The sequence below is a fragment of the Caulobacter sp. genome (genome assembly GCF_017744445.1).
Classification (GTDB): Bacteria; Pseudomonadota; Alphaproteobacteria; order Caulobacterales; family Caulobacteraceae; genus Caulobacter.
Genome location: NZ_JAGIBH010000008.1, coordinates 126,403 through 150,656 on the forward strand (window position 1 = coordinate 126,403; position 24,254 = coordinate 150,656).

At 67.8% G+C, this 24,254-nt stretch carries 25 protein-coding genes and 2 pseudogenes; 15 read left to right on the plus strand and 12 right to left on the minus strand.

From position 1 onward, the window contains the following. Window positions 1-25: 25 nt before the first annotated feature. Complete coding sequence (locus tag J7528_RS13530; protein ID WP_291875164.1) at window positions 26-469, minus strand: hypothetical protein; 444 nt, start codon at window positions 467-469, stop codon at window positions 26-28. Window positions 470-490: 21 nt separating this feature from the next. Further along, window positions 491-1,696, minus strand: a complete 1,206-nt coding sequence (gene hmpA / locus J7528_RS13535) for an NO-inducible flavohemoprotein (protein WP_291875166.1) — start codon at window positions 1,694-1,696, stop codon at window positions 491-493. 141 nt (window positions 1,697-1,837) lie between these two features. Between hmpA and J7528_RS13540 the strand changes: the two genes are divergently transcribed. After that, a complete protein-coding gene (locus tag J7528_RS13540) occupies window positions 1,838-2,260 on the plus strand; it encodes an Rrf2 family transcriptional regulator (protein ID WP_291875168.1) in 423 nt (140 codons plus the stop codon). Here the strand turns inward: J7528_RS13540 and arsH are convergent. Continuing rightward, window positions 2,257-2,985 carry an arsenical resistance protein ArsH gene (gene arsH, locus J7528_RS13545; protein ID WP_291875170.1) on the minus strand — a complete coding sequence of 243 codons (729 nt, stop codon included), beginning with the start codon at window positions 2,983-2,985 and terminating at the stop codon, window positions 2,257-2,259. The genes J7528_RS13540 and arsH overlap by 4 nt on opposite strands. A gap of 55 nt (window positions 2,986-3,040) precedes the next feature. On the opposite strand from arsH, the gene J7528_RS13550 reads away from it, so the two are divergent. From J7528_RS13550 to arsC, 4 genes are read left to right on the plus strand one after another with little or no spacing between them, the layout of a single operon-like run. Next, window positions 3,041-3,385 (plus strand): helix-turn-helix transcriptional regulator, encoded by a 345-nt coding sequence (locus J7528_RS13550; RefSeq protein ID WP_291875172.1) that lies wholly within the window; start codon window positions 3,041-3,043, stop codon window positions 3,383-3,385. After that, window positions 3,382-3,792, plus strand: coding sequence for an aquaporin (locus J7528_RS25580; protein ID WP_363269845.1), 411 nt, complete (start codon window positions 3,382-3,384; stop codon window positions 3,790-3,792). The genes J7528_RS13550 and J7528_RS25580 overlap by 4 nt, the downstream gene beginning before the upstream one ends. Next, window positions 3,759-4,049: a hypothetical protein gene (locus J7528_RS25585; RefSeq protein WP_363269847.1), complete on the plus strand. Its 291-nt coding sequence runs from the start codon at window positions 3,759-3,761 to the stop codon at window positions 4,047-4,049. Before J7528_RS25580 ends, J7528_RS25585 begins: the two co-directional genes overlap by 34 nt. Beyond that, window positions 4,046-4,465, plus strand: a complete 420-nt coding sequence (gene arsC / locus J7528_RS13560) for an arsenate reductase (glutaredoxin) (protein WP_291875175.1) — start codon at window positions 4,046-4,048, stop codon at window positions 4,463-4,465. Before J7528_RS25585 ends, arsC begins: the two co-directional genes overlap by 4 nt. A gap of 8 nt (window positions 4,466-4,473) precedes the next feature. Here the strand turns inward: arsC and J7528_RS13565 are convergent, their stop codons facing one another. Continuing rightward, the gene (locus J7528_RS13565) at window positions 4,474-4,848 is read right to left on the minus strand and encodes a VOC family protein (RefSeq protein ID WP_291875178.1); all 375 of its coding nucleotides are present in this window, start codon (window positions 4,846-4,848) and stop codon (window positions 4,474-4,476) included. A 204-nt stretch (window positions 4,849-5,052) separates the two neighbouring features. On the opposite strand from J7528_RS13565, the gene J7528_RS13570 reads away from it, so the two are divergent. Continuing rightward, window positions 5,053-6,093 carry a substrate-binding domain-containing protein gene (locus J7528_RS13570; RefSeq protein ID WP_291875180.1) on the plus strand — a complete coding sequence of 347 codons (1,041 nt, stop codon included), beginning with the start codon at window positions 5,053-5,055 and terminating at the stop codon, window positions 6,091-6,093. Window positions 6,094-6,148: 55 nt separating this feature from the next. Here the strand turns inward: J7528_RS13570 and J7528_RS13575 are convergent, their stop codons facing one another. From J7528_RS13575 to J7528_RS13595, 5 genes and pseudogenes are all read right to left on the minus strand, one after another. Beyond that, complete coding sequence (locus J7528_RS13575) at window positions 6,149-6,508, minus strand: GFA family protein (RefSeq protein ID WP_291875182.1); 360 nt, start codon at window positions 6,506-6,508, stop codon at window positions 6,149-6,151. 123 nt (window positions 6,509-6,631) lie between these two features. Next, window positions 6,632-6,746 (minus strand): annotated as a pseudogene (locus tag J7528_RS13580) (hypothetical protein); the annotation flags it as partial. 9 nt (window positions 6,747-6,755) lie between these two features. Beyond that, a complete protein-coding gene (locus J7528_RS13585) occupies window positions 6,756-7,100 on the minus strand; it encodes a hypothetical protein (protein WP_291875185.1) in 345 nt (114 codons plus the stop codon). Between the two features lie 119 nt (window positions 7,101-7,219). Next, window positions 7,220-7,873, minus strand: coding sequence for a DUF882 domain-containing protein (locus tag J7528_RS13590; RefSeq protein WP_291875187.1), 654 nt, complete (start codon window positions 7,871-7,873; stop codon window positions 7,220-7,222). A 72-nt stretch (window positions 7,874-7,945) separates the two neighbouring features. After that, window positions 7,946-9,430, minus strand: a complete 1,485-nt coding sequence (locus J7528_RS13595) for a L,D-transpeptidase family protein (protein WP_291875349.1) — start codon at window positions 9,428-9,430, stop codon at window positions 7,946-7,948. A gap of 208 nt (window positions 9,431-9,638) precedes the next feature. On the opposite strand from J7528_RS13595, the gene J7528_RS13600 reads away from it, so the two are divergent. The 5 genes and pseudogenes from J7528_RS13600 to otsA all read left to right on the plus strand — a co-directional run bounded on the left by J7528_RS13600 (window position 9,639) and on the right by otsA (window position 17,010). Next, window positions 9,639-11,447, plus strand: a complete 1,809-nt coding sequence (locus J7528_RS13600; RefSeq protein ID WP_291875189.1) for a glycoside hydrolase family 15 protein — start codon at window positions 9,639-9,641, stop codon at window positions 11,445-11,447. A gap of 98 nt (window positions 11,448-11,545) precedes the next feature. Next, complete coding sequence (locus J7528_RS13605) at window positions 11,546-14,479, plus strand: TonB-dependent receptor (RefSeq protein ID WP_291875191.1); 2,934 nt, start codon at window positions 11,546-11,548, stop codon at window positions 14,477-14,479. An 11-nt stretch (window positions 14,480-14,490) separates the two neighbouring features. Further along, window positions 14,491-14,604 (plus strand): annotated as a pseudogene (locus tag J7528_RS13610) (hypothetical protein); the annotation flags it as partial. A gap of 142 nt (window positions 14,605-14,746) precedes the next feature. Beyond that, on the plus strand, window positions 14,747-15,526 hold the full coding sequence (gene otsB, locus J7528_RS13615; protein WP_291875193.1) for a trehalose-phosphatase: 780 nt from the start codon (window positions 14,747-14,749) through the stop codon (window positions 15,524-15,526). After that, on the plus strand, window positions 15,523-17,010 hold the full coding sequence (gene otsA / locus J7528_RS13620; protein ID WP_291875196.1) for an alpha,alpha-trehalose-phosphate synthase (UDP-forming): 1,488 nt from the start codon (window positions 15,523-15,525) through the stop codon (window positions 17,008-17,010). The genes otsB and otsA overlap by 4 nt, the downstream gene beginning before the upstream one ends. Window positions 17,011-17,149: 139 nt before the next feature. Here the strand turns inward: otsA and J7528_RS13625 are convergent, their stop codons facing one another. Next, entirely contained in the window at window positions 17,150-17,515 is a 366-nt protein-coding gene (locus J7528_RS13625; RefSeq protein ID WP_291875199.1) for a BlaI/MecI/CopY family transcriptional regulator, read from the minus strand. Between the two features lie 58 nt (window positions 17,516-17,573). Further along, window positions 17,574-18,467, minus strand: a complete 894-nt coding sequence (locus J7528_RS13630; protein ID WP_291875201.1) for a PAS domain-containing protein — start codon at window positions 18,465-18,467, stop codon at window positions 17,574-17,576. 237 nt (window positions 18,468-18,704) lie between these two features. On the opposite strand from J7528_RS13630, the gene J7528_RS13635 reads away from it, so the two are divergent. Genes J7528_RS13635 through J7528_RS13645 form a run of 3 tightly spaced genes read left to right on the plus strand, consistent with a single transcriptional unit; the run spans window position 18,705 to window position 21,140 of the window. Continuing rightward, window positions 18,705-19,130 carry a TadE/TadG family type IV pilus assembly protein gene (locus J7528_RS13635; RefSeq protein ID WP_291875204.1) on the plus strand — a complete coding sequence of 142 codons (426 nt, stop codon included), beginning with the start codon at window positions 18,705-18,707 and terminating at the stop codon, window positions 19,128-19,130. Between the two features lies 1 nt (window position 19,131). Further along, window positions 19,132-20,781 carry a pilus assembly protein TadG-related protein gene (locus J7528_RS13640; protein WP_291875206.1) on the plus strand — a complete coding sequence of 550 codons (1,650 nt, stop codon included), beginning with the start codon at window positions 19,132-19,134 and terminating at the stop codon, window positions 20,779-20,781. A 29-nt stretch (window positions 20,782-20,810) separates the two neighbouring features. Continuing rightward, entirely contained in the window at window positions 20,811-21,140 is a 330-nt protein-coding gene (locus J7528_RS13645; RefSeq protein WP_291875209.1) for a hypothetical protein, read from the plus strand. Here the strand turns inward: J7528_RS13645 and J7528_RS13650 are convergent. Further along, window positions 21,055-23,064, minus strand: a complete 2,010-nt coding sequence (locus J7528_RS13650; protein WP_291875213.1) for an ATP-binding protein — start codon at window positions 23,062-23,064, stop codon at window positions 21,055-21,057. The genes J7528_RS13645 and J7528_RS13650 overlap by 86 nt on opposite strands. A 352-nt stretch (window positions 23,065-23,416) precedes the next feature. Between J7528_RS13650 and J7528_RS13655 the strand changes: the two genes are divergently transcribed. Then, on the plus strand, window positions 23,417-24,238 hold the full coding sequence (locus J7528_RS13655; protein WP_291875215.1) for a fumarylacetoacetate hydrolase family protein: 822 nt from the start codon (window positions 23,417-23,419) through the stop codon (window positions 24,236-24,238). Window positions 24,239-24,254 lie beyond the last annotated feature (16 nt).

Below are 24,254 nucleotides of genomic sequence, written 5' to 3' on the forward strand. Positions count from 1 at the left end.
TCTGAGCGCCTGGCTGGGAGAGGGATCAGGCGCTCAGTCGAACGATGATGCCGATGCCCAGGGCCGCAACGGCCACGGCGACGGGGATGGTCAGGATCTGAGCCAGGGCGCTGGCGCCGCTGACATGGCCGGTCCAGGTCGACAGGCCCCGCTCCAGGAAGTCGGCGAGGTCGGGGCGCCCCTCTTCACTCTTCAAGCCGCCTTTCGGTTCGACCTTCAGGAACACCCACGGCACGCCCAGGTACATGGCCAGATACGCCGCGCAGACCCCCAGGTTGAACAGGACGTCGCCCTGCCCCAGGAAGACCACGCCGAACGCGACCAGAATCGAGGCGTACGAGGCCACGATCATCCAGCCCACCGCCTTGGGCAGGTCGGCGGCGGCCTCGCCGAAGCGGGGCGCGATAACCGGAGGACCTTCATAAGGCTCAACGCCGGTGACGAAGACGGTGTAAGGCGCGTGTTCCATGATGCGAGCTCCTTTCAAGCTCTACGCTGCGAGAAGTTCGTCGGCGGGGCCGAAGAACTCGTAGTGGATGCGGTCCGACGGCACCCCGGCCTGGGCCAGGCCCTGCACCAAAATCCGCAGGAAGGGCTTGGGCCCGCAAAGGTAGAAGTCGGCCGTGTCGAACGGCGTCTGGGCCTTGAGCCAAGCGATCGAAACGAAGCCCTCGACATCGTGGCTTTGCCCCAGCACGTCGCCGGCCGTCGGCTCGCTGTAGAAGGTCGAGACCCGCGTGCCGCCATGCGCGGCGGCCAGGGCCTTCACATGGCCGGCCATGGCGTGGACGTCGCCGTTCAGCGCGCCGTGGACGAAGTGGGCCTCCAGCTCCGGATGCTCGGCGGCGATGGTCTCCAGCATGGCCACCATCGGGGTCATGCCGACGCCGCCGCTCAGCAGCACCACGGGACGTTCGGCGGGCTTGAGGTGGAAATCACCGGCCGGCGGGGTGGCCATCAGGACGTCGCCGACCTGGATGGCGTCATGCAGGTGACCCGAGGCCACGCCGTGCGTCTCGCGCTTGACCGAGATGCGATAGGTCTCGCCATTGGCGGCCTGGCTGATCGAGTAGTTGCGCTTGACGCCCTTCTGAACCGCCGTGTCGAAGGCGAAGGTCAGGAACTGGCCGGGCTTGTGGGCCACCACCTTGCCGCCGTCCTGGGGCCGCAGCACGAACGAGGTGATCACCGCGCTCTCGCGGACCTTGCTCTCGACCACGAAGGCCCGCCAGCCGCTCCAGCCGCCCTCCTGGGCCTCCACGCTCTGGCGAATGTCGGTTTCCCGGCCCTGCAGGATGACGGCCAGGAACCAGTAGGCCTCGCCCCAGGCTTCCAGGATCTCGTCGGTGGCGACCTCGCCCAGGACTTCCTTGATGGCCTCGAGCAGCGCCGTGGCGACGTAGGGATAGTGCTCGGGCAGGATGTGATAGCCGACGTGCTTCTGGGCCATGCGCTCCACGAGTTCGCCCAGCGCGCCGAGGTTATCGATGTTGCGGGCATAGGCCAGGATGCCGCCGGCCAGCGCCTTCACCTGCGCGCCCGACTCCTGGTTGGCCTGGTTGAACAGGGCCCGGATGTGGTCAGTCTCGAACAGGCGCTTGTACATCGCGCCGGTGATCGTCGCGCCATGTTCCGTCAAGGCCGGAACCGTGGCCTTGACCAGGGCGATCGTCTTGCCGCTCAGCGGGGTCGTCATCGGGGTTGCTCTCGGTTATAATATGCAGACAAAATGCATCTATACCCACGCCAGAGCTGGAACAAGAAAAGATGCTCCTTAAGTACCTGTTTTAGCCGACCCGCTCGACGCGGCCGGAACGGACCTGTAAGCGACACCCAGATGCGCCTGACCCGCTACACCGACTATGCGATCCGCGTGCTGATGCACCTGGCCGCGCACGACGACCAGACGGTCTCGATCCAGGAGATCGCCCGCGCCTACGACATCTCCAAGGACCACCTGATGAAGGTGGTGCAGCAGCTGTCAAAGGCCGGCTTCGTGGCCGCCCAGCGCGGACGCGGCGGCGGTCTGAGGCTGGGTCGTCCGGCCTCGGCGATCCGCATCGGCGACGTGGTGCGCCAGACCGAGGACGGCTTCCAGCTGGTCGACTGCGGCAGCTGCAAGGTCGCCCCTGTCTGCGGCCTGCCCCGCGCCCTGAACCAGGCCACCGCCGCCTTCCTGGCCGTGCTGGACGCCCAGACCCTGGAGCAGATTCTGGCCGACAAGACCGGCGCGCGACGGCTGCTGGCGTTGGCGGACTAGGTCGTTTCGTGCCGCATGGCCTCGGCGGCCAGGGCGACATGCTCGGGGATCCGCCCGCTGGCCTTCCGCTCGCTGTAGCGGTCGACTAGATAGTCGGCCCGGTCGCGGGTCAGCAGGGTGAACTTGACCAGCTCCTCCATCACATCGACGACCCGCTCGTAGTAGCTGGACGGCTTCATGCGATCGGTCTCGTCGAACTCCTTGTAGGCCATGGCCACCGACGACTGGTTGGGGATGGTGATCATCCGCATCCAGCGGCCCAGCAGGCGCAGGGTGTTGACCGCGTTGAACGACTGCGAGCCGCCGCTGACCTGCATGACCGCCAGAGTCTTGCCCTGGGTCGGCCGGACGCTGCCGATCTCCAGCGGGATCCAGTCGATCTGGGCCTTCATGATCCCGCTGATCGCGCCGTGCCGCTCGGGGCTGCACCAGACCTGCCCCTCCGACCACTGCGACAGCGCCCGCAGTTCCTGGACCTTCGGGTGATCGGGGCCTGTGGCGTCGGGCAGCGGCAGGTCGCGAGGGTCGAAGATCCGTGTCTCGCAGCCCAGGGCCTGGAGGATGCGGGCCGCCTCCTCGACCAGCAGCCGGCTGAACGAGCGCGCCCGCAGCGAGCCGTACAGCAGCAGGATACGCGGCGGATGCGTCGCCGGCGCCGCCACCGCCAGCCGGCCTTGATCGACCTGGGCCAGGAACTGCGGCTCGAGAGCGGGAAACTCGGTCACGGGCGACTCCAAACTGCGTCATTGAACTGTCGAATAATTCGATCATATTGGAAATATGGAATCAAAGTCCGCTGTCAACATGCTCTCCGCCCTGGGCCACGAGGGTCGCCTGGCGATCTTCCGCCTGCTGGTGAAGGCCGGCCCGGTCGGGATCGCCGCCGGCGACATCGCCCGGACGCTGGAGGTGCTGCCCAACAGCCTGTCGGCCAACCTTAATGTCCTCTCGCACGCCGACCTGATCACCTCCCGACGCGAGGGGCGGTCGATCATCTATTCGGCGGACTTCAGCGCCATGAGCGGCCTGCTGGGCTTCCTGATGGAGGACTGCTGCCACGGCGCGCCGCAGATCTGCGCTCCGCTAGGCGCGATCGTCGCCAAGGCCGAGGCCTGCTGCCCGTGAACGCCACGCTCAGCCGCCGCCTCGCCGCCGAGGCCCTGGGCACGGCCCTGCTGCTGGCCGTGGTGGTCGGCTCGGGCGTCATGGGCCAGGCCCTGGCGCCGGATCAGGACGCTCTGGCCCTGCTGGGCAATACCCTGGCCACCGGCGCGGCGCTGGTGGTGCTGATCACCATCTTTGGCCCCAGCAGCGGGGCGCATTTCAACCCGGCGGTCTCGACGGTCATGGCCCTGCGCGGCCAGATGGCCCCCAAGCACGCCATCCTCTACGCCGGCGCCCAGGTCGTCGGCGCGCTGGCCGGCGTCGTCCTCGCTCACGCATGTTCGGCCGGGCGATCGTGCAGGTCTCGACCCACGCCCGCGACGGCGCCCCCCAGGTGCTGTCCGAGGCGGTCGCCACCTTCGGGCTGATCGTCACCATCCTGGGCGCCTCGCGGGTCAAGCCGGAAGCGACGCCCGTCTGCGTCGGGCTTTACATCACCGCCGCCTACTGGTTCACCGCCTCGACCTCGTTCGCGAATCCGGCGGTGACCCTGGCGCGCGGCCTGACCGACACCTTTTCGGGCATAGCGCCCGCCTCGATCCCGGGCTTTCTCCTGGGACAGGTCGTCGGCGCCGCCCTGGCGCTCGCCGTGTTCGACTGGATGTTCAAGCAGGAACCCGCATGACGACCTCTTCCAAGAATGGCTTCCCCGTCACCATCTTCCACAACCCCAAGTGCGGCACCTCGCGCAACGTCGTGGCCATGGTCGAGGCGGCCGGCTACACGCCGACCGTCGTCGAGTATCTGAAAGCCGGCTGGACCCGCGAGCAGCTGCTGAGCCTGTCGGCCCGCTCGGGCCTGTCCGTGCGAGACCTGATGCGCGAGAAGGGCACGCCGGCCGAGGAACTGGGCCTGCTGGCCGACGGCGTCTCGGACGAGACGATCCTGGCGGCGATGGTCGAGCACCCGATCCTGGTCAACCGCCCGATCGTCGAGACCCCGAAAGGCGTCGCCTTGGCTCGCCCCTCCGAGACGGTCTACGCCCTGCTCGAAAACACCCCGGAATCCTTCACCAAGGAAGACGGCGAGATCGTCCGATAGGAGGCCGTCTACGCCACGTCGTGGAACACGGCCTCGATGTTGTGGCCATCCGGATCCAGGACGAAAGCGCCGTAGTAGCCCGCATGATAGTGCGGCCGCAGACCAGGCCCGCCGTTGTCGACGCCGCCCGCCAGCAGGCCTTCCTGATGGAACAGGTCGACGGCCTCCCGGCTGGCCGCGCGGATCGCGATGTGCAGCTTGCCCGACGTCGGATCGTGCTCGGCGATCCAGAACCAGGGACGCTTGTCGCCGTAACCTGTGGCCTTGGCGGGACCGCTTTCGTCGTCGAACAACCGTTGAATACCTAAAGGCGCGAAGGCGCGGTCATAGAAACGAACCGACCGATCGAAATCCGATACGCCGAAGGTGATATGGTCCAGCATCGCCGCGCTCCGACCTGCATGGGAAAACCTTAGCCGGCCCAGACGCATCCGCAACCGCCTTGCTGCCCCTTGCCCGCCGGCGCTGAGCGCTTGATCATCCGCCTACGGAATGCGTGTCGTAAAACTGTCGCGCAACCGTGACAAAAGCCCCTGCATTGCTCCGGCACGTTCTCCGCGTCCCCGGATCACTCAGGATTTGACGACATGAAAAAGCTCCTTGGCGCGGTCGCCACGCTGGCCCTGTTCGCCGTCGCCGACCAAGCACACGCCGCCCGCGACTACGTGTGGGCCGCCGGCTCCTCGACCGTGTTCCCGTTCTCGACGCGCGTGGCCGAAAACTTCTCGAAGAAGACCGGCAAGAAGTCGCCCAAGGTCGAGAGCCTGGGCACCGGCGGCGGCATCAAGATGTTCTGCGGCGGCACGGGCGAGAAGTTCCCCGACATCGCCAACGCCTCGCGTCCGATGAAGAAGTCCGAGTTCCAGGCCTGCCAGAAGGCCGGCGTGAAGGACATCGTCGAGATCAAGATCGGCTTCGACGGCATCGTCGTCGCGGTCGACAAGAAGGGTCCGGACTTCAACTTCAAGCTCGAGCAGCTGTACCTGGGCCTGGCCGACCAGTCCCTGCGTGGCGGCCAGCTGGTGAAGCAGCCCTACAAGAACTGGAACGAGGTCGGCCAAGGCCTGCCGAAGGCCCGCATCCTGGCCTACGGCCCGCCGCCCACCTCGGGCACCCGTGACGCCTTCGCCGAACTGGCCATGGAAGGCGGCGCCGCCAAGCTGCCGACGCTGGCCAAGCTGAAGAAGGACGACGAGAAGAAGTTCAAGGCCACCGTGTCGCCGATGCGCACCGATGGCGGCTGGGTCGACGCCGGCGAGAACGACAACGCCATCGTCGGCACCATCGAGAAGACCCCGAACGCCCTGGGCGTGTTCGGCTTCTCGTTCCTGGAAGAGAACGCCTCGCGCATCAAGGGCGCGGCCGTCAACGGCGTGAAGCCGACCCCGGCGGCCATCGCCAGCGGCCAATATCCGCTGTCGCGCTCGCTGTACGTCTACGTGAAGAAGTCGCAGGTCGGCGTCACGCCGGGCCTGAAGGAGTTCGTCAACGAGTTCGTCTCGGACGCGGCCACCGGTCGTGGCGGCTACCTGCAAGGCCGTGGCCTGATCCCGCTGCCCCCGGCGCAGCACCAGGCCATGAAGGGCAAGGCGGGCGCGATGCCGGCCATGCCGATGCCGAAGGAATAAAGCTCTCCACTAGCTTTGATTTGGAGAAGGCGGTCGCTTCAGCGGCCGCCTTTTTCTATGCCGGCTTCTCCCAGGGCGGCGCGTCCGGCGTAAACTCTTCGAAGCTGACGGCGACGCCCGGATCATCGTCCAGGCAATTGGCGGCGATGGCCAGGATGCGGCCGCTGTCGGGATCGCCCAGCGACGTGCCGCAGCGCTTGCAGAACGACCGGTTGAACTTCATCGGCGGCTTGGGGTGATAGCGGGCCACCAGCTCCCGGCCCGCCAGCCAATGGAAGGCTTCAGCCCGGACATAGGCATAGGCGCCAGACCCCGCCTTGCGGCAGCGCGAACAGTGGCAGGTCCCCAGCATCAGGGGCGGCTCGAACAGCTCGAAACGGACGCCGCCGCAGCAGCAACTTCCCTTGATCGACAAATGCGCATCTCCTTGGACACCCAAGGTTCTGCGCCTCCCCTGCCGCCAGCTTGGTGGCAGCAGGCTGTGGATAACGGGTGGGGCGAGGTGTCGCAGGCTCACCACCGCGTGCCCCTAAACCACCGTCATTCCCGCCCTTGTGGCGGGAACCCCTGGTTCAGCTGATACGTGAGATACAAGCCGCCCTCTGCACCTGCGGCGTACAGAGGGGTTCCCGCCACAAGGGCGGGAATGACGGAGTGTTTTGTTAGCGCGTCCGCGAGGTCATCCCGGCGGCCGCCGCATCGTCGGCCACCTGCGGGTCGAGGTCCTGCACCGGGGCCTGACGCTCCGCGCGAGGCGCCGCGGCGGTAGGGTCCGTCGCCACCGGCGCCGAGGTTTCCATCTTGTGGGGGGCCGGCTGCGAACCGGTCGACGAGGCGCTCATCGCCGCGGTGGCGGCGTCGTCTGCGGCGGTGCGGGTCTCGGACGGACCGTCCTCGTAGCCGCCACCGCTGGAGGTCAGGAACAGGATCGTGCCGAACGTCACCAGGACGCCGACGATGAAGCCGAGGATCATCCAGCCGAACGGATTGCTGCGACGCTCGCTCATCTGACGTGCTTCCCCTGACGCTACCGACACTGCGTCGGCTACCATGCTCTAAACGTGCGAACTAGAGCTTGGTTACCCGTTTCGCCAAGGGGCTCGCCTGGCAGGCGAACAGTACGACCTCAGGTACCCGACCACTTGCGGACGGGGCCGACATCGACGTGCACGAACTTGCTCTTGGGGTAGTAACCGACGCCGCCCAGCTGCAGGCCCAGGGCCTCGGCGCGAATATCCTCCAGGGCGATGTCTTCCAGGAAGATATCCATGGCCTTGCCGTCCATGTGCAGGCTGCGCTTGGCCACTTCGCCGCTGCGCTCGGCCAGCATCTTGTTGGTCGCCGGTGAGCGATAGCCGGAGATCACCTGGAAGTGGGCCTTGGTCCCGGTCTTCTGGGCGATCTTGCCCAGGATGTCGTACAGGCCCGGATCGATCGGGTGGCTCTCGTCATTGCGATAGTCGCGCAGGACGTGGTTCAGGGCCTTCACAGCGTCGGGAACGTACTCGCCGTTTTCCCAGTAGACGGCTTCCAGCTTCTCGTCGGTGTGGATGTTGCGCAGCTTGACCCAGCGCGGATCGACCAGCGCCGGCGATTTTACAATTGGAGCTTCGACCGGCGTCGGACGCAGGTCGACCGGCGCCGTGGGAACCACCGGCACGCCGACCTGTTTTCCTTCCAGGATCGCACCGATGATGTCGTCATCAGCCCGTGCGGCCAGGGGAACTAGCCCCGCGCCAATAGCGCCCAGCCCCCACTGGAGCAGCTTACGTCGATGCATGCGTACGCCCTATCCCGACACTAAGAGCCGGGAGGACACCGCAAGAATGTTAAGAAAGCAAGCTGAGCAGGATCACAGTGCGGCGATCCGCTGCACCAGTTCGCGATCCCAGCCATACGGATCCTGACGGAAGTTCACCTGCCCGTCCGGGGTCACATAGGCCGTCCAGTACAGCAGGAAGACCGCGATCTGTTGAGGCAGCTTGGCGCGCACGGTGTCGCCCGAAGCCAGGGTCGCGTCGATCTTTTCCGGCGTCCACGTGGCGTCGCCGTCCAGCAGCGCCTTGGCCAGTTCCGTGGGCTTTTGCAGGCGCACGCAGCCGTGGCTGGCCAGGCGGCTGAAGCTGTCGAAGCGGGCGCGGCTGGGGGTGTCGTGCAGATAGACGCCGTAGGGGTTGGCGAAGTCGAACTTCAGCTTGCCCAGCGCGGCCAGCGGGCCGGCCTTCTGCTGCAGGCGCGAGCCGCCGTCGCCAGTCGGGATCACGATGAAGTCATTGCGGCGCAGATAACCGGGGCTTTTCCGCTCCTTGGGCCACAGCTCCTTGGAGGCGATCGACGACGGCACGTTCCACGGCGGGTTCAGCACGATCGAGTGGATCATCGACGACAGCATCGGCGTCTCGTCGCCCGGACGGCCGGTGACCGCGCGCATGGTCAGGGTCGGGGTGTCGTGGCTGAACACCGACAGGATGGCGGCGGCGACATTCACCTGGATCCGCTCGGCCGGCAGGGTCTGGGGCAGCCAGCGCCAGCGCTCCATATTGGCGACGATCTGGTCGATGCGCCGCTCGACGGGGATGTTCAGGGCGTCCAGCGTGGCCTTGTTGACGACGCCGTTCGGATTGAGGCCAAAGCGCTTCTGGGCGCGCTGCACGGCCTGGGTCAGGGCGGCGTCGAAGATCGGGGCGGCGTCGACGGCGATGGTCGGATCCTCGGCGGCCAGGCGCGCTTCCAGGGCCACGACGCGGGCGCCCGTCGCGCCTTCCTTCATGTCGGGACCGGCGGCGATAGGCTGCCAGCCGCCGCGCGCGGCGATGTCGCGGTAGGTCGCGAGGCCGCCGCGCAGGGTCTGGTAGCCGGTATAGGGCGGCGGCAACGTGTCCAGCCACGGCCCCAGGCGGTCCTGCTGGACGGCGTTGATGAAGTCGATGGTCGGATCGTACGGCGCGGGCTTGAGGCCCCACTCGTTCATGAACTTATCAACCGGCAGGCGGCCGCTGCGCACGGCCTTGGCGTAGGCCAGGGTCAGGCCGATCAGCTGGGCTTGCGTGGTCACGCGCTCGGGCGAGAAGGTCGCGGGGTCGAAGCCGTGGGTGTAGGCGTCCCCCAGCACCCGGCGCAGCATGTCGGCCTGGTCGGGACGCAGCTGGACGGCGGACAAGTCAGGCTGGAACACCGTCGCGCGCGGCTGGACCAGCGGAATGGCCTGCTGAGGGGCGGCTTGAGGAGGACGGCCGCCGGCCAGGGCCGGACGCTGCGATTGAGCTTGGGCGACTTCCAGGGAAAGCAGGCTCATCGCCGCCGCCAGGACGCCGCAGGTTCTCGTAAATCGCATCACCGTCGAACAGCCCACCGCACGCTCGCGGCCTTGCCGCGTTAAGGAAACCAGATGGCCGGTACCGGCCTGCTGCGTCAACGCGAGTAGCGCGAAAGGCGAACCCTCCCCTGCCCCCAGCAAGACGTTTTTCGAGAACAGGAACCCGCAAGCCACACCGTCGGTTTCACCCGAAATGGGGAAAGCCCAAAAGCACGCATCCGGGGTCTCTATGGACAGAAGCTCGCAAAAGACGCTCGACCTGTTTCCGATCGGCAATTGCGCCGTCAGCGCGCTGATCGACAGCGCGGGACGCTTCGTGTGGGCCTGCGCCCCACGCGTCGATTCCGATCCGGTGTTCAGCGCCCTGCTGGACGACACGGACGCCGACAGCGGCGACGCCAAGGGCCTGTGGGACATCCAGGTCGACCGCCGGGCCGAGGTCCGCCAGGGCTATCTGCGCAACACCCCGATCCTGCGCACCGAGATCGCCGATGAGGACGGCGCGCGGTTCGAGATCATCGACTTCTCCCCCCGCTACATCCAGCACGGCCGCACCTTCCGCCCGACCGCCTTCATCCGCCTGATCCGGCCGATCGTGGGCGTGGCTCGCGTCACCCTGCGCGTGAAGCCCACCGCCGGCTGGGGCGCCAAGGTCGCCGAGCACACCTCGGGCTCGAACCACATCCGCTTCCTGTGCTCGGACATGACCCTGCGCCTGTCCACCGATGCGCCGGTCTCGCACATCCTGGAAGAGCGCACGTTCCGGCTGGAACGGCCGATCGCCATGTTCCTGGGCGCGGACGAAGGCTTCGACGCCAATATCGGCGCCACCTGCGAGCGGATGCTGCGCGAGACCGACCTCTACTGGAAGCACTGGGTGCGCGGCCTGGCCGTGCCGCTGGACTACCAGACCGCCGTGATCCGCGCGGCGATCACGCTGAAGCTCTGCATGCACGAGGAGACGGGCGCCATCGTCGCGGCCCTGACCACCTCGATCCCCGAGCATTCCGACAGCGGCCGCAACTGGGACTACCGCTACTGCTGGCTTCGGGACGCCTACTATGTGGTCCAGGCCCTGAACCGGCTGGGCGCGGTCGACATCCTGGAGAACTACCTCGGCTATCTGCGCAACATCGTCGACCGGGCGAACGGCGGCCATATCCAGCCGCTGTTCGGTGTGGGCTTCGAGGAGCAGCTGACCGAGCGCTTCGCCCCCGACCTGCCCGGCTATCGCGGCATGGGGCCAGTACGGGTCGGCAACCAGGCCTTCGAGCACATCCAGAACGACGTCTACGGCCAGATCATCCTGTCGACCGTGCAGGCCTTCTTCGACGAGCGCCTGCTGCGCCCGGCCACGGTCGAGGATTTCGAGGCCCTGGAGCCGGTCGGCGAGCAGGCCTATCGGATGCACGACCAGCCCGACGCCAGCCTGTGGGAGTTCCGCGGCCGAGCCAATGTCCACACCTACTCGTCCGCCATGTGCTGGGCCGCCTGCGACCGCCTGGGCAACGCCGCCGAGAAGCTAGGCCTGACCGAGAAGGCCGCGCTGTGGAGCGGCCGCGCCGCCCAGGTGCGCCAGGTCATCGAGGACCGCGCCTGGAACGAGGAACTGGGCCGCTTCTCGGCCACCTTCGAGGGCGACACCCTGGACGCCAGCCTGCTGCAGCTGGTCGACCTGCGCTTCCACAAGCCCGACGACCCTCGCAACGTCGCCACCCTGAAGGCCATCGAGGACGGCCTGCGGCGGGGCTCCTACCTGCTGCGCTACGCCATTCCCGACGACTTCGGCTCGCCGCAGACGGCGTTCAACATCTGCACCTTCTGGCTGGTCGAGGCCCTGCACCTGTCAGGTCGCACTGATGAAGCCCGCGAGCTTTTCGAGGATATGCTTTCGCGTCGCACGGGCGCTGGACTGCTGTCAGAAGATATCGGCTTCGCGGACGGCGAACTGTGGGGCAATTATCCTCAAACCTACTCGCTGGTGGGCATCATCAACTGCGCGGTGCTGCTCAGCCGGCCCTGGACATCTGTTCGCTAGACCTTCGGCCGCCGCCAGTGTTGCGACTTTGAAATCTGGCCGTCACATCGGACAGGCACCGCAATCGTGGGACGTAGAGAATTCGGAGACGCTCTTTGATGAGCCGCAAGCTGGCCCTGGTCGGGATCCTGGGGTGTGTCGCGACGACGACCGCCCATGCGCAGGAGGCCGCACCGCCCGTCACGACGTCCCCTGCTCCCGCTCAGCCGGCGCCCAAGCCGGCTGCCAAGCCCGCCGCCGCGCCGTCGGCGGCCCAGAAGCCCGTCACGCCCGAAGACCTCGATACCGAGGTCGAAGCCGTCACCATCACCGCCAGCGGCAAGCCCTATGGCGCGGTGCTGGGCGACATCCCGCCGGAAGAGACCTTCAGCGCCGCCGACGTGCGCTCGTTCGGCGTCTCGTCGATGGAAGACCTGCTGACCGAGCTGGCGCCCCAGACCACCAGCGGCCTGGGCGGCGATCCCGTCACGCTGCTGAACGGCCGCCGCATCTCGGGCCAGGGCGAGATCCGCGACATCCCGACCGAAGCCATCCAGCGCGTCGAGATCCTGCCCGAGGAAGTGGCCCTCAAATACGGCTACTCGGCCGACCAGAAGGTCGTGAACATCGTCCTGCGCCAGCGCTTCCGCGCCAGTACGATCGACGCCACGGTCGGCGGCTCGGCCAAGGGCGGCCAAATCACCGAACAGGCCAACTGGAGCCAGCTGCGCCTGAACCGCCAGGGCCGCACCAACCTATCGATCAAGCTGCAGAACGCCGACCATCTGCTGGAAAGCGACCGCGACCTGATCAGCCGCACCAACAGCGGTCTCTACGACTATGTCGGCAATATCGGTCCCGCCTCGGGCAGCAACCTGAACGCCCTGAGCGGCCTGGCCGGCACGCCGGTGACGGTCGCGGGCGTACCCAGCGGCCTGGGATCGGGCGCGCCCAACCTGGCGAGCTTCCTGCCGACGGCCAACAAGGCCAATGTCTCCGACATCACCGACGACCGCACCCTGTTGCCGCGCAACACCCAGGTGTCGATCAACAGCGTCACCAACCGCTACATCCTGGACAATGTCTCGGCGACCTTGAACCTGGGCCTGACCGGATCGCAGAGCGACTCCCTGCTGGGCCCGGCGCGAGCGCGGCTGCTGATCCCGGGGGCCAATCCCTATTCGCCGTTCGGGCAGGACGTCGCGCTCTACCGCTATCTGGGCGATCAGGCGGCGCTGGGTCAAACGTCGAAGAACCTGGCGGGACACGCGGGCTTCACCCTGAACCGCGACACCGAGACCTTGCGCCTGTCGCTGACCGGCAACTACGACCATTCTATCAACAAGACCGAGACGGACCGCAGCGTTGACCTGACGGACACCCAGGCTCGCCTGACCGCCCTGGACCCGACCTTCAATCCGTTCAGGCCGCTGCCGGGCCAGCGGGTCAACAGCGACCGGGCCAAGTCGACCACCGACAGCGCCGACCTGCAGTTCGTCGCCAACCGCGCCCTGGCCAAGCTGCCGGCCGGCGACCTGTCCTCGACCCTGAAGCTGGGCGTCAGCGGCTCGCGCCTGGTGGCGCACTCGATCCGCGCGGGCGTCGAGAGCGACAGCACCCAGTCGCGCGGCGACGCCAGCGCCCAGGTCAGCTTCGACCTGCCTTTGGCCAGCCGCCGCAAGGGCGTGCTGGCGCAGATCGGCGACCTGTCGACCAACCTGAACCTGGCCGTGCGCCAGGTGGCCGACTACGGTAGCCTGACCACGATCGGCGGCGGCCTGAACTGGTCGCCGGTCAAGCCGGTCAGCTTCATCGTCTCGGCCAACCGCCAGGAAAACGCCCCCAGCATCAGCCAGCTGGGCAATCCGCTGATCACCACGCCCAACAGCCAGGTCTTCGACTATGTGCGCGGGACCAGCGTCGACGTCACCCGGATCAGCGGCGGCAATCCCGACCTGAAGGGCGAGACCCGCAACGTCCTGCGCTTCGGCGCCAGCTACAAGCCCGAGAAGATTCAGGGCCTGTCGCTGACGGCCAACTACACCCGCTCGCGCATCGACAATCCGGTGGCCGGCTTCCCGGCCGCCACGGCGGCGGTCGAGGCCGCCTTCCCCGACCGCTTCACCCGCGACGCCGATGGCAACCTGACCCGCATCGACACCCGGCCAGTGAACTTCCAGAAGCGCGAGAGCGAGCAGATCCGCTGGGGCTTCAACTTCTCGCGCCAGATCGGCAAGGCGCCGCCGCCCCCTCCGGGCGGCTGGCGCGGTCGCCAGGGCCAAGGCGGCGCGCAACCGCCCGGCGCCGAGCTTCTGCAACGCACGCCTCGCCAAGGCGGCGAAAATGCCGAAGCCCCGCGCGCGCCTCAGCCTGACACGCCCTCCGATCCCAACGCCCAGCAACAACAGGCCAACCAGACCCAGCCGACTGGCGAAGAGCCCCCGCGCCCCAACTTCGGCGGCGAAGGTGGCGGCCAGGGCGGCCCTCGCTTCGGCGGCGGCGGTGGCGGCGGCGGCCGTGGGTTCGGCGGCGGCGGTCGGGGCGGCGGTGGCGGCAATCCGCGCGCCACACGCCTGCAACTGGCCCTCTTCCACACCGTCCACCTGAAGGAGACGGTGACCATCGCCGACGGCGTGCCGGTGCTGGACCTGCTGAACGGCGACGTCATCGGCTCCAGCGGCGGCCAGGCTCGCAACGAGATCGAGGCCCAGGCGGGCATCACCCGCTATGGCCTGGGCGCGCGGATGACCGCCAACTGGAAGAGCGGCACCCACGTCAACGCCAGCGCCGGCGGCGCCAGTACGGACTTGGACTTCTCCAGCCTGGCCACGATCAATCTGCGCCTGTTCGCCGACCTGGGCGTGCGCCGCGAGCTGGTCCAGAAACATCCGCTGCTGCGCGGCACCCGCCTGACCCTGTCGGTCAACAACCTGTTCGACCAGCAGCAGACGGTGCGCGACGCGACGGGCGTGACGCCGCTGACGTATCAACAGGATTATCTGGATCCGCGGGGTCGGGTGATCCAGTTCAACGTGCGGAAGCTGTTGTTCTAACGCCGAAAAGCGCCCCCTCCGTCACGCTGCGTATCCGCAGCGCGCCACCTCCCCCGCAAGCGGGGCAGGAGAAGAGCCGCTTCCTCCTCACCCGTGAAACGGGGGAGGTGGCGCGGCGCCGATAGGCGACGTGACGGAGGGGGCGCAAAGTCTGCTCATCACGCAGGCACATGCGCAAAAACCCGTGAGCTTCAGTTTATCGCGGGATCGAACCGGGCCGTCCGACGTTCTTGGCGCATGTTGCTTATTGATGAGGGGGTTCTCGCCATGACCGCGGCTCACACGGTCTCGCGCCTGGAATCTGTCGATCTCCCGCCCCCGCCTGTCGACCTGCCGCGCCGTACGGCGCTGTTCCTCGACCTCGACGGCACGCTCGCGCCGATCATGCCCCGTCCCGACGATGTCGGCCCGGACCCGCGCCGCGCGCGGGTTCTTGCGCGCCTGCGGCAGGCGTTCGAGGATCGCGTCGCCGTGGTCAGCGGCCGCGATCTGCCGAACCTGGACTACATCCTGGCCGGCGAGATGAAGGCGATCGGCGCCGTCCACGGCCTGGTGCGCCGCACCGCCGACGGCGCGGTCATCGCCCGCGAACCGCATCCCGGCCTGGCGGACGCCCGCCGCATCCTGGTCGAGCTGGCCCACTGCGAACGCGGCCTGCTGTTCGAGGACAAGGGCCTGTCTGTCGCCCTGCACTACCGCAACGCCCCCGCCTGCGCCGAAGCGGTGATCGAGGCCGGCGAGCGCCTGTCGCAAGCCACCGGCCTTGTTTTGCAACTGGGCGATATGGTCGTCGAGCTGCGCACCCCCGGCGCCGACAAGGGCGCGGCGGTGACGGCCTTCCTGCGGGAAGCCCCCTTCCTGGGGTCCATGCCGGTGTTCATCGGCGACGACCTGACCGACGAGGACGGCTTCGCCGCCGCCAATCGCCTGGGCGGCTTCGGGATCCTGGTCGGCCACCGTCGCCCGACCGAGGCGCGCTACTGCCTCGAGGACACGGACGCCGTCTTCAAATGGCTGGAGGGCCTTAGCGCCCCGGTGCACGCATGAGTCGCCTCATCGTGGTGTCGAACCGCGTCAATCCGCCGAACCCCGCGGCGGATGGCGAAGGTTCGGTGGGCGGCCTGGCCATGGCCCTGGCCGCCGCGCTTCGCGAATATTCCGGCATCTGGTTCGGCTGGAGCGGCAAGACCATCCCGGAATTCACCGGCCAGCTGAACATGCAGCGGATCGAGGGCGTCACGGTCGCCACCGTCGACCTCGAGGAGACCGACTACCAGGAGTACTACAACGGCTACGCCAACAAGACGCTGTGGCCGCTGTTCCACTACCGCGTCGACCTGACCGCCTACGACCGTTCGTTCGGCGAGGGTTATGACCGGGTCAACAAGCGTTTCGCCGAGACCCTGCTGCCGCTGATCGAGCCGGACGACATCGTCTGGGTGCACGACTACCACTTGATCCCGCTGGCGCGGGAGCTGCGGCGGATGGGCGTGACCAACCGGATCGGCTTCTTCCTGCACATCCCCTGGCCGGCCCACCAGCTGGTGGTCACCCTGCCCCGCCACCGGCAGCTGGTCGAAGCCCTGTTCGACTACGACCTCCTGGGCTTCCAGACCGAGGAGTCGCTGCACGCCTTCGAGGGTTATGTCTTCTCGGAGGTGCACGGCTCCAAGAACGAGCGCGGCGAGCTGCAGGCCTTCGGGCGCAAGCTGGACGCCTCGGCCTTCCCGATTGGCGTCGACGCCGACGACTTCGCCCAGGTCGTCAAGGGCGAGACGGCGCGCAAGACCTACGACCGGATGATGGCCCACAGCGTCTTCCGCAAGATGGTCGTGGGCGTCGACCGCCTGGACTACTCGAAGGGCCTGGAAGAACGCCTGATCGGCTTCGAGCGGTTCCTGCACGACCATCCCGACATGCGCCGCGAGGTGATGCTGCTGCAGGTGGCCCCGATCTCGCGTGACGAGGTCGAGGCCTATCAGGATCTGCGCGGGCGGCTGGACGGCCTGATTGGCCGGATCAACGGCGCCTATGCCGAGATGGACTTCACGCCGATCCGCTATGTCAACCGCTCGTACCGCCGCGACGAGCTGGCGGGGATCTATCGCGCCGCCAAGGCTGCTTTGGTCACGCCGCTGCGCGACGGCATGAACCTGGTGGCCAAGGAGTATGTCGCGGCTCAGGACCCGGAAGATCCCGGCGTGCTGATCCTGTCGCGCTTCGCCGGCGCGGCGCGGCAGATGAAGGACGCCCTGATCATCAATCCCAACAGTCCGGAGGAGATCTCCGACGCGCTGGAACGGGCCCTGTCGATGGGCGTCGACGAGCGCAAGCGCCGTTGGGAAGCCCTGTTCGAGAACGTCACCCGCGAGGACGTCACCGCCTGGCGCGACAACTTCGTCGCGGCGCTGCGGTCGCGGCCGGATCCGGACAATGACGATCGCGAAGAGGCGTCATCGCCGGTGCAGAGCCTGGACGTGGCGGCGAAGAAGCTGAGGGCGCAGCCCGAAGCGAAGGCGATGCGGGCTTAGGCTATCACCGTTTCCCCGGCGAAAGCCGGGGTCCAGATGCAAGAGCGCCCGCGTTCCGGACAGGATCGCGGGCGTTTCTGCATGCACCACCCAGCTCTACGATCTGGGTCCCGGCTTTCGCCGGGAAAACGGGTCTGAGTTACTTCTCGCCCATCTGATCGATCAGCTTCTTCAGCTTCTCCACCTCATCCGCGCGCAGCGGGCGGTGCTGGGCGAAGTGGCTGATCAGCGGGGCCAGTTGGCCGTCGAACAGACGATCCAGCAGACCCTGGCTTTCCGAATGGACATAGGCGCTGCGGTCGACCAGCGGGCGATAGCCGTGCTTGCCCTCGGCGCGCTCGGACTTGATCGCCTTCTTCTTCAGCAGGCGATTGATCAGCGTCTTGACGGTGGCCTCGCCCCATTGCTGGGAGGCGCCAACCTCGGCGACCAGCTCGTCGGCCGACAGCGGCTGACGGCGCCAGAGCGCTTCCATGACGTGGGCTTCGGCGGCGGTGATGTGCATGACGTACACCCGTAATTCAACGCGTGACGCTATACCCGCTATTACGTGTGTCAAGCCGCTAGGCGGCTCTCGCCGCGGCGATCAGGCCCGCGGGCGCATAATCCTCGAGAACAGGGGCCAGACTCAGCTCCACCGAGCGCTCGCCGCCGTTCTTCACCAGCAAGGTCGCCAGCGTCACGGCCGGCGCGTTGGTGCGCAGGACCGACTCGATCTGCGCCGACAGGGCGTGACGCTCGGCCGGGCGCACCACGTCGGTCAGGCGATAGTCGATCAACTCCTCGACCTTGAAGCCGGTCATGGCCGCGAAGCGCTCGTCCAGCTCGGCGAAGGCCCCGCGCACGTTCAGCCGGGCCGCGCCCAGGTCATGCAGGTTCGAGGTCGCGGTGCGGAACGCCTCGGCCGCCTCGAACCGTCGGCGCAGGTCGCGCTCCTCGCTGCGATTGAGCAGCAACAGGGCCGCGCCGCCCGGATACGGAAAGGCCCGCATGCTGCAACGGCGCGCGCCGTCGGGCGAGGCGTTGGCCTCGAACTCCACGACCTCGCCAGCTTTCAAAGCCCGTAGCAGCTGTTCGCCGATCAGGGCCTGGCACGGCGCGGGGAAGAGGTCGGCGCAACTCAGTCCCGCCAGCTGCCCGGCGCCCAGGCCCGCCAACGCCTCGAACGGGTGGTTCACGGCCGCGACCCGCAGGTGCTCGTCGAAGGCCACGAAGGCCTCGCTCATCGCGCCCAGCACGGCGGCCAGCGCCGTCTCGGACCGCTCGCGCGCCTCGCGACCGCCGCCGCCGTCATCGGTGAGGCCGAAGAACAGGCCCGCCGACACCACCGCCACGCGCGGCCGGCCATGGTGGGTGACGATCACCGGCGCCTCCAGGGCCCGGTCCTGCCAGTGTCCGAAGTTGCGGCTTATCTCGCCGGCCGTCACCGACAGCGGCTCGGAATTCAAGGACTTCATCGCGACCTCCCGGCTTTCCGCAAAATACGCAAAACGCCTAATCGCTCGCCTTAAGGACGTTTCCCCAAACTCGGACGAGATCACGCTATCGTTGCACTGCGCATGCCACAACACCCGTTGCGCGCAGAGCCTGTGCGGCAGGGTGTCGCACTTATTGCGGAAAATCCGACGTTCACTCGCCTTACCAATTCCAAGGCGTGCATTCGCACACTCCTCTTCCTAGGGAGGAGACGTCACATGAAAGGACGTACGAAAAACAAAACGGTTCGCGGGCCCGAAAGTGGCGCGGTCGCCGTCGAATTCGCCATCACCGGCCCGCTGTTCCTGGTCCTGCTGGTCGGGATCCTGGTCTGGGGCCAGTACTTCTGGATCTCGCACACGGTGCAGCAGCTGGCCAACGACTCGGCCCGCGCGGCCCTGGCGGGCCTCAATACCGCCGAGCGCGAACAGCTGGCCCGCGCCACCCTGGCCGCCGAGGTCGCCGACTATCCCAGCCTGCGCGCCGAAGCCGCCGCCGTGGTGGTCGAGAACCAGCCCGACCGGCTGACGGTGTCGATCCGCTACGACACGGCCCACGACGCCTTCCGGGCCTTCGACGGCCTGGTCCCCTCGCCGCCCAAGACCGTGCTGCGCCAGGCCTCGGTCCGTCTGGGAGGGTATTGAGATGGCCCGCCGCGATTTTGCCCGTAACGAGAATGGCGGCATCGCGCTGATCAGCGCGGTCGCCATGTCCGCCCTGCTGGGGACCACCGCCCTGGCCGTCGACCTGGGCTCGGTGTTCCTGCAGACCCGTCGCCTGCAGGGCACGGCGGACCTGGCCGCGCTGGCCGCCGCCCGCGACCTGGACAACGCCCAGGCCGCCGCCCTGGCCACGGCCCGCGCCAACGGCTGGGACGGTCCGCTGAGCGTGACGGTCGAGAAGGGTCGCTACGCCGCCGACCAGGCCGTCCAGTCGCGCTTTCAGTCCGGCGCCGCCGATCCCGACGCCGTGCGCGTGCGGATCGAGAGTCAGACGCCCCTGCACTTCGGCAAGGCCCTGACCGGCAAGGACGGCGTCTCGATCGCCCGCCAGGCCACCGCCGCCCGCGCCGACCTAGCCAGCTTCTCGATCGGCACGCGTCTGGCGGCCCTGGACGGCGGTCTGGCCAACGCCCTGCTGAGCGGCCTGACGGGCTCGAGCGTCAGCCTGTCGGTGATGGACTACGACGCCCTGGCCGACGCCGATGTCGACCTCTTCGACTACATGGACGCCCTGAAGACCGAGCTGAACCTGACCGCCGCCACCTATGACGAGGTGCTGGACGCCAAGCTGACCACCGGCAGGGCCCTGAAGGCCCTGTCGCGCGCCCTAGCCGACAAGGGCCAGACGCGGGCCTCGCAAGCCGCCCGCACCCTGGCCAGCGCCGCCGGCGATCGCACGCCCGCGCAGATGACCCGCCTGTTCGACCCTGGCCCCTATGGCGCGCAAGGCCGGGTGCTGGGCGGCAGTGGGGCCAAGGTGCAGCTGGACGCTCTGAACCTGTCCAAGGCGGTGCTGGAACTGTCGAACGGCGCCCGCCAGGTCCAGCTGGACCTGGGCGCGGCCGTCCCCGGCGTCGCCAATCTCACGGCCTGGCTGGCGATTGGCGAGCCCCCGAACAACGCCCCCTGGATGGCCATCACGTCCAGCCGCGACGTCATCGTCCGCACCGCCCAGACCCGCCTCTATCTGGAAGCCAAGGTCGGCGGCTCGGGCCTGCTAGCCCCCGCCCAGGTCAAGCTGCCGATCCTGGTGGAAGCCGCCTCGGGCGCGGCCCGGCTCAAGTCGATGTCCTGCGCCACCGACGAGGCGGCCCTGGAGGTCGCCCCCGGCCTGGGCTCGCTGATGATCGGCGAGGTCGACACCGCCAAGCTGGACGACTTCAAGACCCCGCTGACGCCCGCGCCGGCGACGATCGCCAAGGCCCCGCTGTTCACGGTGACCGGCAAGGCTTCGGCATCCCTGGGCGGCCAGGCCTGGCAAACGGTGCGCTTCCGCCAGGACGAGGTGCGCGGCCGCGTGGTCAAGACCGTCTCGACCAGGGACCTGGCCCAGGCGACGGTCTCGACCCTGCTGGGCGAACTGGCGCTGGACGCCACCGTTCCCGCCCTGGGGCTGAACCTGGGCCTCGGCGAGAGCGCCCTGACGGGCGCCGTCGCTTCCCTGCTCACCCCGCTAGCCCGGCCGCTGGACGACGTCCTGAACAGCCTGACCGGCCTGGTTGGCGTGCGCCTGGGCCAAGCCGATGTCCGCATGAACGGCCTGCGCTGCCGCGACGCCGCCCTGGTCGCCTGAACCCCTACTCTAGAAAGGAGTCTCTCCCGATGCCCCTCGCCTACCACCAGCTGCGCCTCAACCAAGCTCCGCCGTCCGAGTTCAGCCTGCTGGGCTCGACCTTCGAGCCGCCGAACATCCGCGCCCGGCTGCACGCCATCTGCGCGCTCTATGCCTACACCCCCGTACAGGAGCGGCGGCAGGAACTGCTGGATGGGCTGGAGGCCCTGACCCTGGAGGTCGCGCACCTGATGGCGCTGGACCTTTTGGAAAACGGCTGGCGGCCCGACGCGGCTAGCTCATCGCTTTCCAGGTCATCGCCCGCGCCATCGCGCTCAGCAGCGTTTCCGGCTCGATCGGTTTCGGGACCGCCCCGCTGAACAGCGTCGCGTCGATCACCGGGTCGCGCTCGGCCGAGAAGGCCAGGATCGAGACCGGACGCTCGCCGGCCGCGTCGCGGATCCGGCGGGCGGCGCTGATCCCGTCCAGGCCCGGCATGCGCAGGTCCATCAGGATCAGGTCGAACCGGGCCTGACAGGCCAGGTCCACCGCCTCGCCGCCGTCGCAGGCCTCGGCGACATCGGCCCCGAAGGCCTGAAGGATGGTGCGCAGCAGTAGCCGATTGGCCGGATTGTCGTCGGCGACCAGCACCTTGCGGCCATCGACACAGACGGCGAAGTCGTCCTCGGCCTCATCGGCGTCGACCGCCACCGCTGGCAAGGAGAACCAGAAGCGCGAGCCCTGCCCAGGCCGGCTCTCGACGCCGATGGTTCCGCCCATGGCGTCGACTAGCCCCTTGCAGATCGCCAGGCCCAGGCCCGCGCCGCCGCTCTGGCCGCCGCCCTCGACCTGCGAGAAGCGGACGAACAATCGCTCCAGCCCGTCGGCCGAAATGCCAGGGCCGGAGTCCTGCACACTCCAGACCAGGAATTGCCGGTCCGCCGACGGCGTTAGGGTCACGACCACCGCGCCCGCGTCGGTGAACTTCACCGCGTTGCCGGTCAGGTTCAGCAGCACCTGGCGCACCCGGTCGGGGTCCAGCATCACGCGCGCGGGCGTGGCCGGATCGATGACCAGCTCCAGGTCCAGACGCTTTGCCCCCGCCTGCGGTGTCAGGAGCTCCAGGGTGTCGCGGACACAGGCCTCCACCGCCACCGGGCGCGGCCGGATCTCGACCTGGCCGTCCTCCAGCTTGGAGAAGTCCAAGAGGTCGTTGACCGTGTGCAGCAAGGCCTCGCCGGCGTTGAGGATCCTGCGGACCATCGCCCGGCTTTCCTCGCCGACATCGGCGCGGCGCTCGACCAGGCGCGAGAAGCCCAGCACGGCGGTCAGCGGCGTACGCAGCTCGTGGGTCATGTTGGCCAGGAAGGCGGCCTTGGTGCGGGCGGCGGCCTCGGCCTCGCGCCGGGCCTCGGCCAGCTGCTGCTCGCGCTCGTACTGCTCGGTGACGTCGCGCAGCACGCCCATCACCGCCGTGCGCTCGCCACGGGCGTCCAGCTCGATGGTGGTCATGGCCTGCATGCGGCGCTCGCGCCCATCGTCGGCGCGGGCCAGGCGAAAGTCGATGAACGGCCGGGCCGCGCCCAGCGGGCTGGGCTCACGCACCAGGGCCCGCACCCGATCGACATCGTCGGGATGGACCATATTCATGATCTGCTCGCCGCTCAGCACCGCACCCCGCGGCAGGCCGTGCAGGTCGTACATCTGATCGGACCAGTCGCTGCGGCCTGTCGTGTAGTCGAAGCGCCAGCGGCCTAGCCCTCCCATCGCCTCGGCCATGTGGGCCCGACGTGCCTCGGCCTCGGCCTCGTCCCGCGCCATGGCCAGTTCCAGCATCAGGCCTTCGCGGTCGCCATGCTCCAACTGCTTGGCCAGGGCCGCGCCCAGGGTGTCGGCAACCAGGGTCACGGTCTGGATGTCGTCTTCGTCGAAGGCGCCAGGCGCTGCGTCGAACGCCTTGAGCACGCCCACGGCATGGCCGTTCTGAAACAGCGGCGCGCAGACCATCGAGCGGATGCCGATCTTCTCGCAATTGGCCCGGTCGACGCGCGGATCCTTATGAGAGTCATCGCAGTGCATCAGCCGCCCCTCGGTGGCGGCGCGGCCCGACAGCGAAGCCTCTTTCGACAGCCTCAGCCCATGATAGCCGGCATGGTCGGCGTCGATAGCGACATAGACCATCTCGTCGCCGTCCACGAGTTCGACAACCACCCCGCCCGACTGGAATACCGAGCGCAGCTGATTGACCGACATCTGCATGAATTCATCGAGATCGAAGTCCGCCGCCACAAGCTTCGATTGCACGCGGCAAATTTCAAGTAGATGGCGATTTCGCTTCTCGAGGTATTCGATCAGCTCTGCCCCGCGATACACCACTGAGTTGCACCCCATACAACACGACTTGCGGCAATGTTCAGGACACAGAAGACAAGAAATCTACTGTCTGCTCTATCCACAAATCTGGCGACCTTTTGCGCCCGCCAATTGAAGCTGTCGAGTAAGCTCCACCGCCACGCGACCCCATGTCGGGTATGCGACCTCGAGCGGCTCGCGCCTGGCGTTAAGGCCTCATTGTCAATGACACCGGTTTCCACTAGAGACGTCACAACACCCGCCAAGCGGGACCTGTGCCGATTTTCGAGGGAGGATCTACGGCGTGACCGTTTCTGAGGCCGACAGCGTGGTTTTCACCCCCGCGGCCATCGCCCCCCAATTCGTCAAGGCGCGCCAGGATGGCGTTTCGGTCCCCGGCTATCCGGGCGGCGTGATTCCCTCGAGCATGGCCGAGGGCTACTCTGTCCAGGACATCGCCATCGACCTGTGGCCCGACGAACTGGTCGGCTGGAAGGTGGGCCTGGTCCCCCCGCAGCACCGTGAACGCCTGGGCGCCGAGCGCCTGGCCGGCTGCATCTTCAAGAGCAAGGTCCAGGACGCCAAGGTCGGCGCCCCGAACGAGTTCCGCGCCATTGAAGGCGGCTTCTGCGCCGTCGAGGCCGAGTTCATCATCCGCCTGGGCAAGGATGCTCCGGCCGACAAGACCGAATGGACCGCCGAGGAAGCCGCCGAATATGTCGGCGAACTGCTGGTCGGCGTCGAGATCGCCGGCAGCCCGCTGGCCACCATCAACGCCCTGGGCCCGACGGTCGTCTGCTCGGACTTCGGCAACAACGATGGTCAGATCATTGGTCAGGCCATTTCCAACTGGCGCGACATCGCCTGGGAGGATATGCCGGTCGAGACCATCATCAACGGCAAGTCGGTCGGTAAGGCGACCGCCGCGACGATCCCGGGCTCTCCGCTGGCCGCCCTGGCCTTCCTGCTCGGCGCCGTCGCGGCTCGCGGCAAGCCTTTGAAGAAGGGTCAGATCGTCACCACCGGCGCGACCACCGGCATCCACGATGTGGCGGCCGGCGACGTGGCCCACATCGATTTCGGCCCGTTCGGAACCGTGGACTGCGTAGCTGTTCCGGCGAAATAAAAGAAAAAGACCCGAC

Bases quoted from the DNA above. Each gene is read 5' to 3' on its own strand.
- J7528_RS13530 (WP_291875164.1), bottom strand. From the start codon at position 469: ATGGAACACGCGCCTTACACCGTCTTCGTCACCGGCGTTGAGCCTTAT.
- otsA (WP_291875196.1), top strand. From the start codon at position 15,523: ATGAGTCGCCTCATCGTGGTGTCGAACCGCGTCAATCCGCCGAACCCC.
- J7528_RS13550 (WP_291875172.1), top strand. From the start codon at position 3,041: ATGGAATCAAAGTCCGCTGTCAACATGCTCTCCGCCCTGGGCCACGAG.
- J7528_RS13590 (WP_291875187.1), bottom strand. From the start codon at position 7,873: ATGCATCGACGTAAGCTGCTCCAGTGGGGGCTGGGCGCTATTGGCGCG.
- J7528_RS13635 (WP_291875204.1), top strand. From the start codon at position 18,705: ATGAAAGGACGTACGAAAAACAAAACGGTTCGCGGGCCCGAAAGTGGC.
- arsC (WP_291875175.1), top strand. From the start codon at position 4,046: ATGACGACCTCTTCCAAGAATGGCTTCCCCGTCACCATCTTCCACAAC.
- J7528_RS13540 (WP_291875168.1), top strand. From the start codon at position 1,838: ATGCGCCTGACCCGCTACACCGACTATGCGATCCGCGTGCTGATGCAC.
- J7528_RS13585 (WP_291875185.1), bottom strand. From the start codon at position 7,100: ATGAGCGAGCGTCGCAGCAATCCGTTCGGCTGGATGATCCTCGGCTTC.
- J7528_RS13625 (WP_291875199.1), bottom strand. From the start codon at position 17,515: ATGCACATCACCGCCGCCGAAGCCCACGTCATGGAAGCGCTCTGGCGC.
- hmpA (WP_291875166.1), bottom strand. From the start codon at position 1,696: ATGACGACCCCGCTGAGCGGCAAGACGATCGCCCTGGTCAAGGCCACG.
- J7528_RS13570 (WP_291875180.1), top strand. From the start codon at position 5,053: ATGAAAAAGCTCCTTGGCGCGGTCGCCACGCTGGCCCTGTTCGCCGTC.
- J7528_RS13600 (WP_291875189.1), top strand. From the start codon at position 9,639: ATGGACAGAAGCTCGCAAAAGACGCTCGACCTGTTTCCGATCGGCAAT.
- J7528_RS13630 (WP_291875201.1), bottom strand. From the start codon at position 18,467: ATGAAGTCCTTGAATTCCGAGCCGCTGTCGGTGACGGCCGGCGAGATA.
- J7528_RS13645 (WP_291875209.1), top strand. From the start codon at position 20,811: ATGCCCCTCGCCTACCACCAGCTGCGCCTCAACCAAGCTCCGCCGTCC.
- J7528_RS13565 (WP_291875178.1), bottom strand. From the start codon at position 4,848: ATGCTGGACCATATCACCTTCGGCGTATCGGATTTCGATCGGTCGGTT.
- J7528_RS13605 (WP_291875191.1), top strand. From the start codon at position 11,546: ATGAGCCGCAAGCTGGCCCTGGTCGGGATCCTGGGGTGTGTCGCGACG.
- otsB (WP_291875193.1), top strand. From the start codon at position 14,747: ATGACCGCGGCTCACACGGTCTCGCGCCTGGAATCTGTCGATCTCCCG.
- J7528_RS13640 (WP_291875206.1), top strand. From the start codon at position 19,132: ATGGCCCGCCGCGATTTTGCCCGTAACGAGAATGGCGGCATCGCGCTG.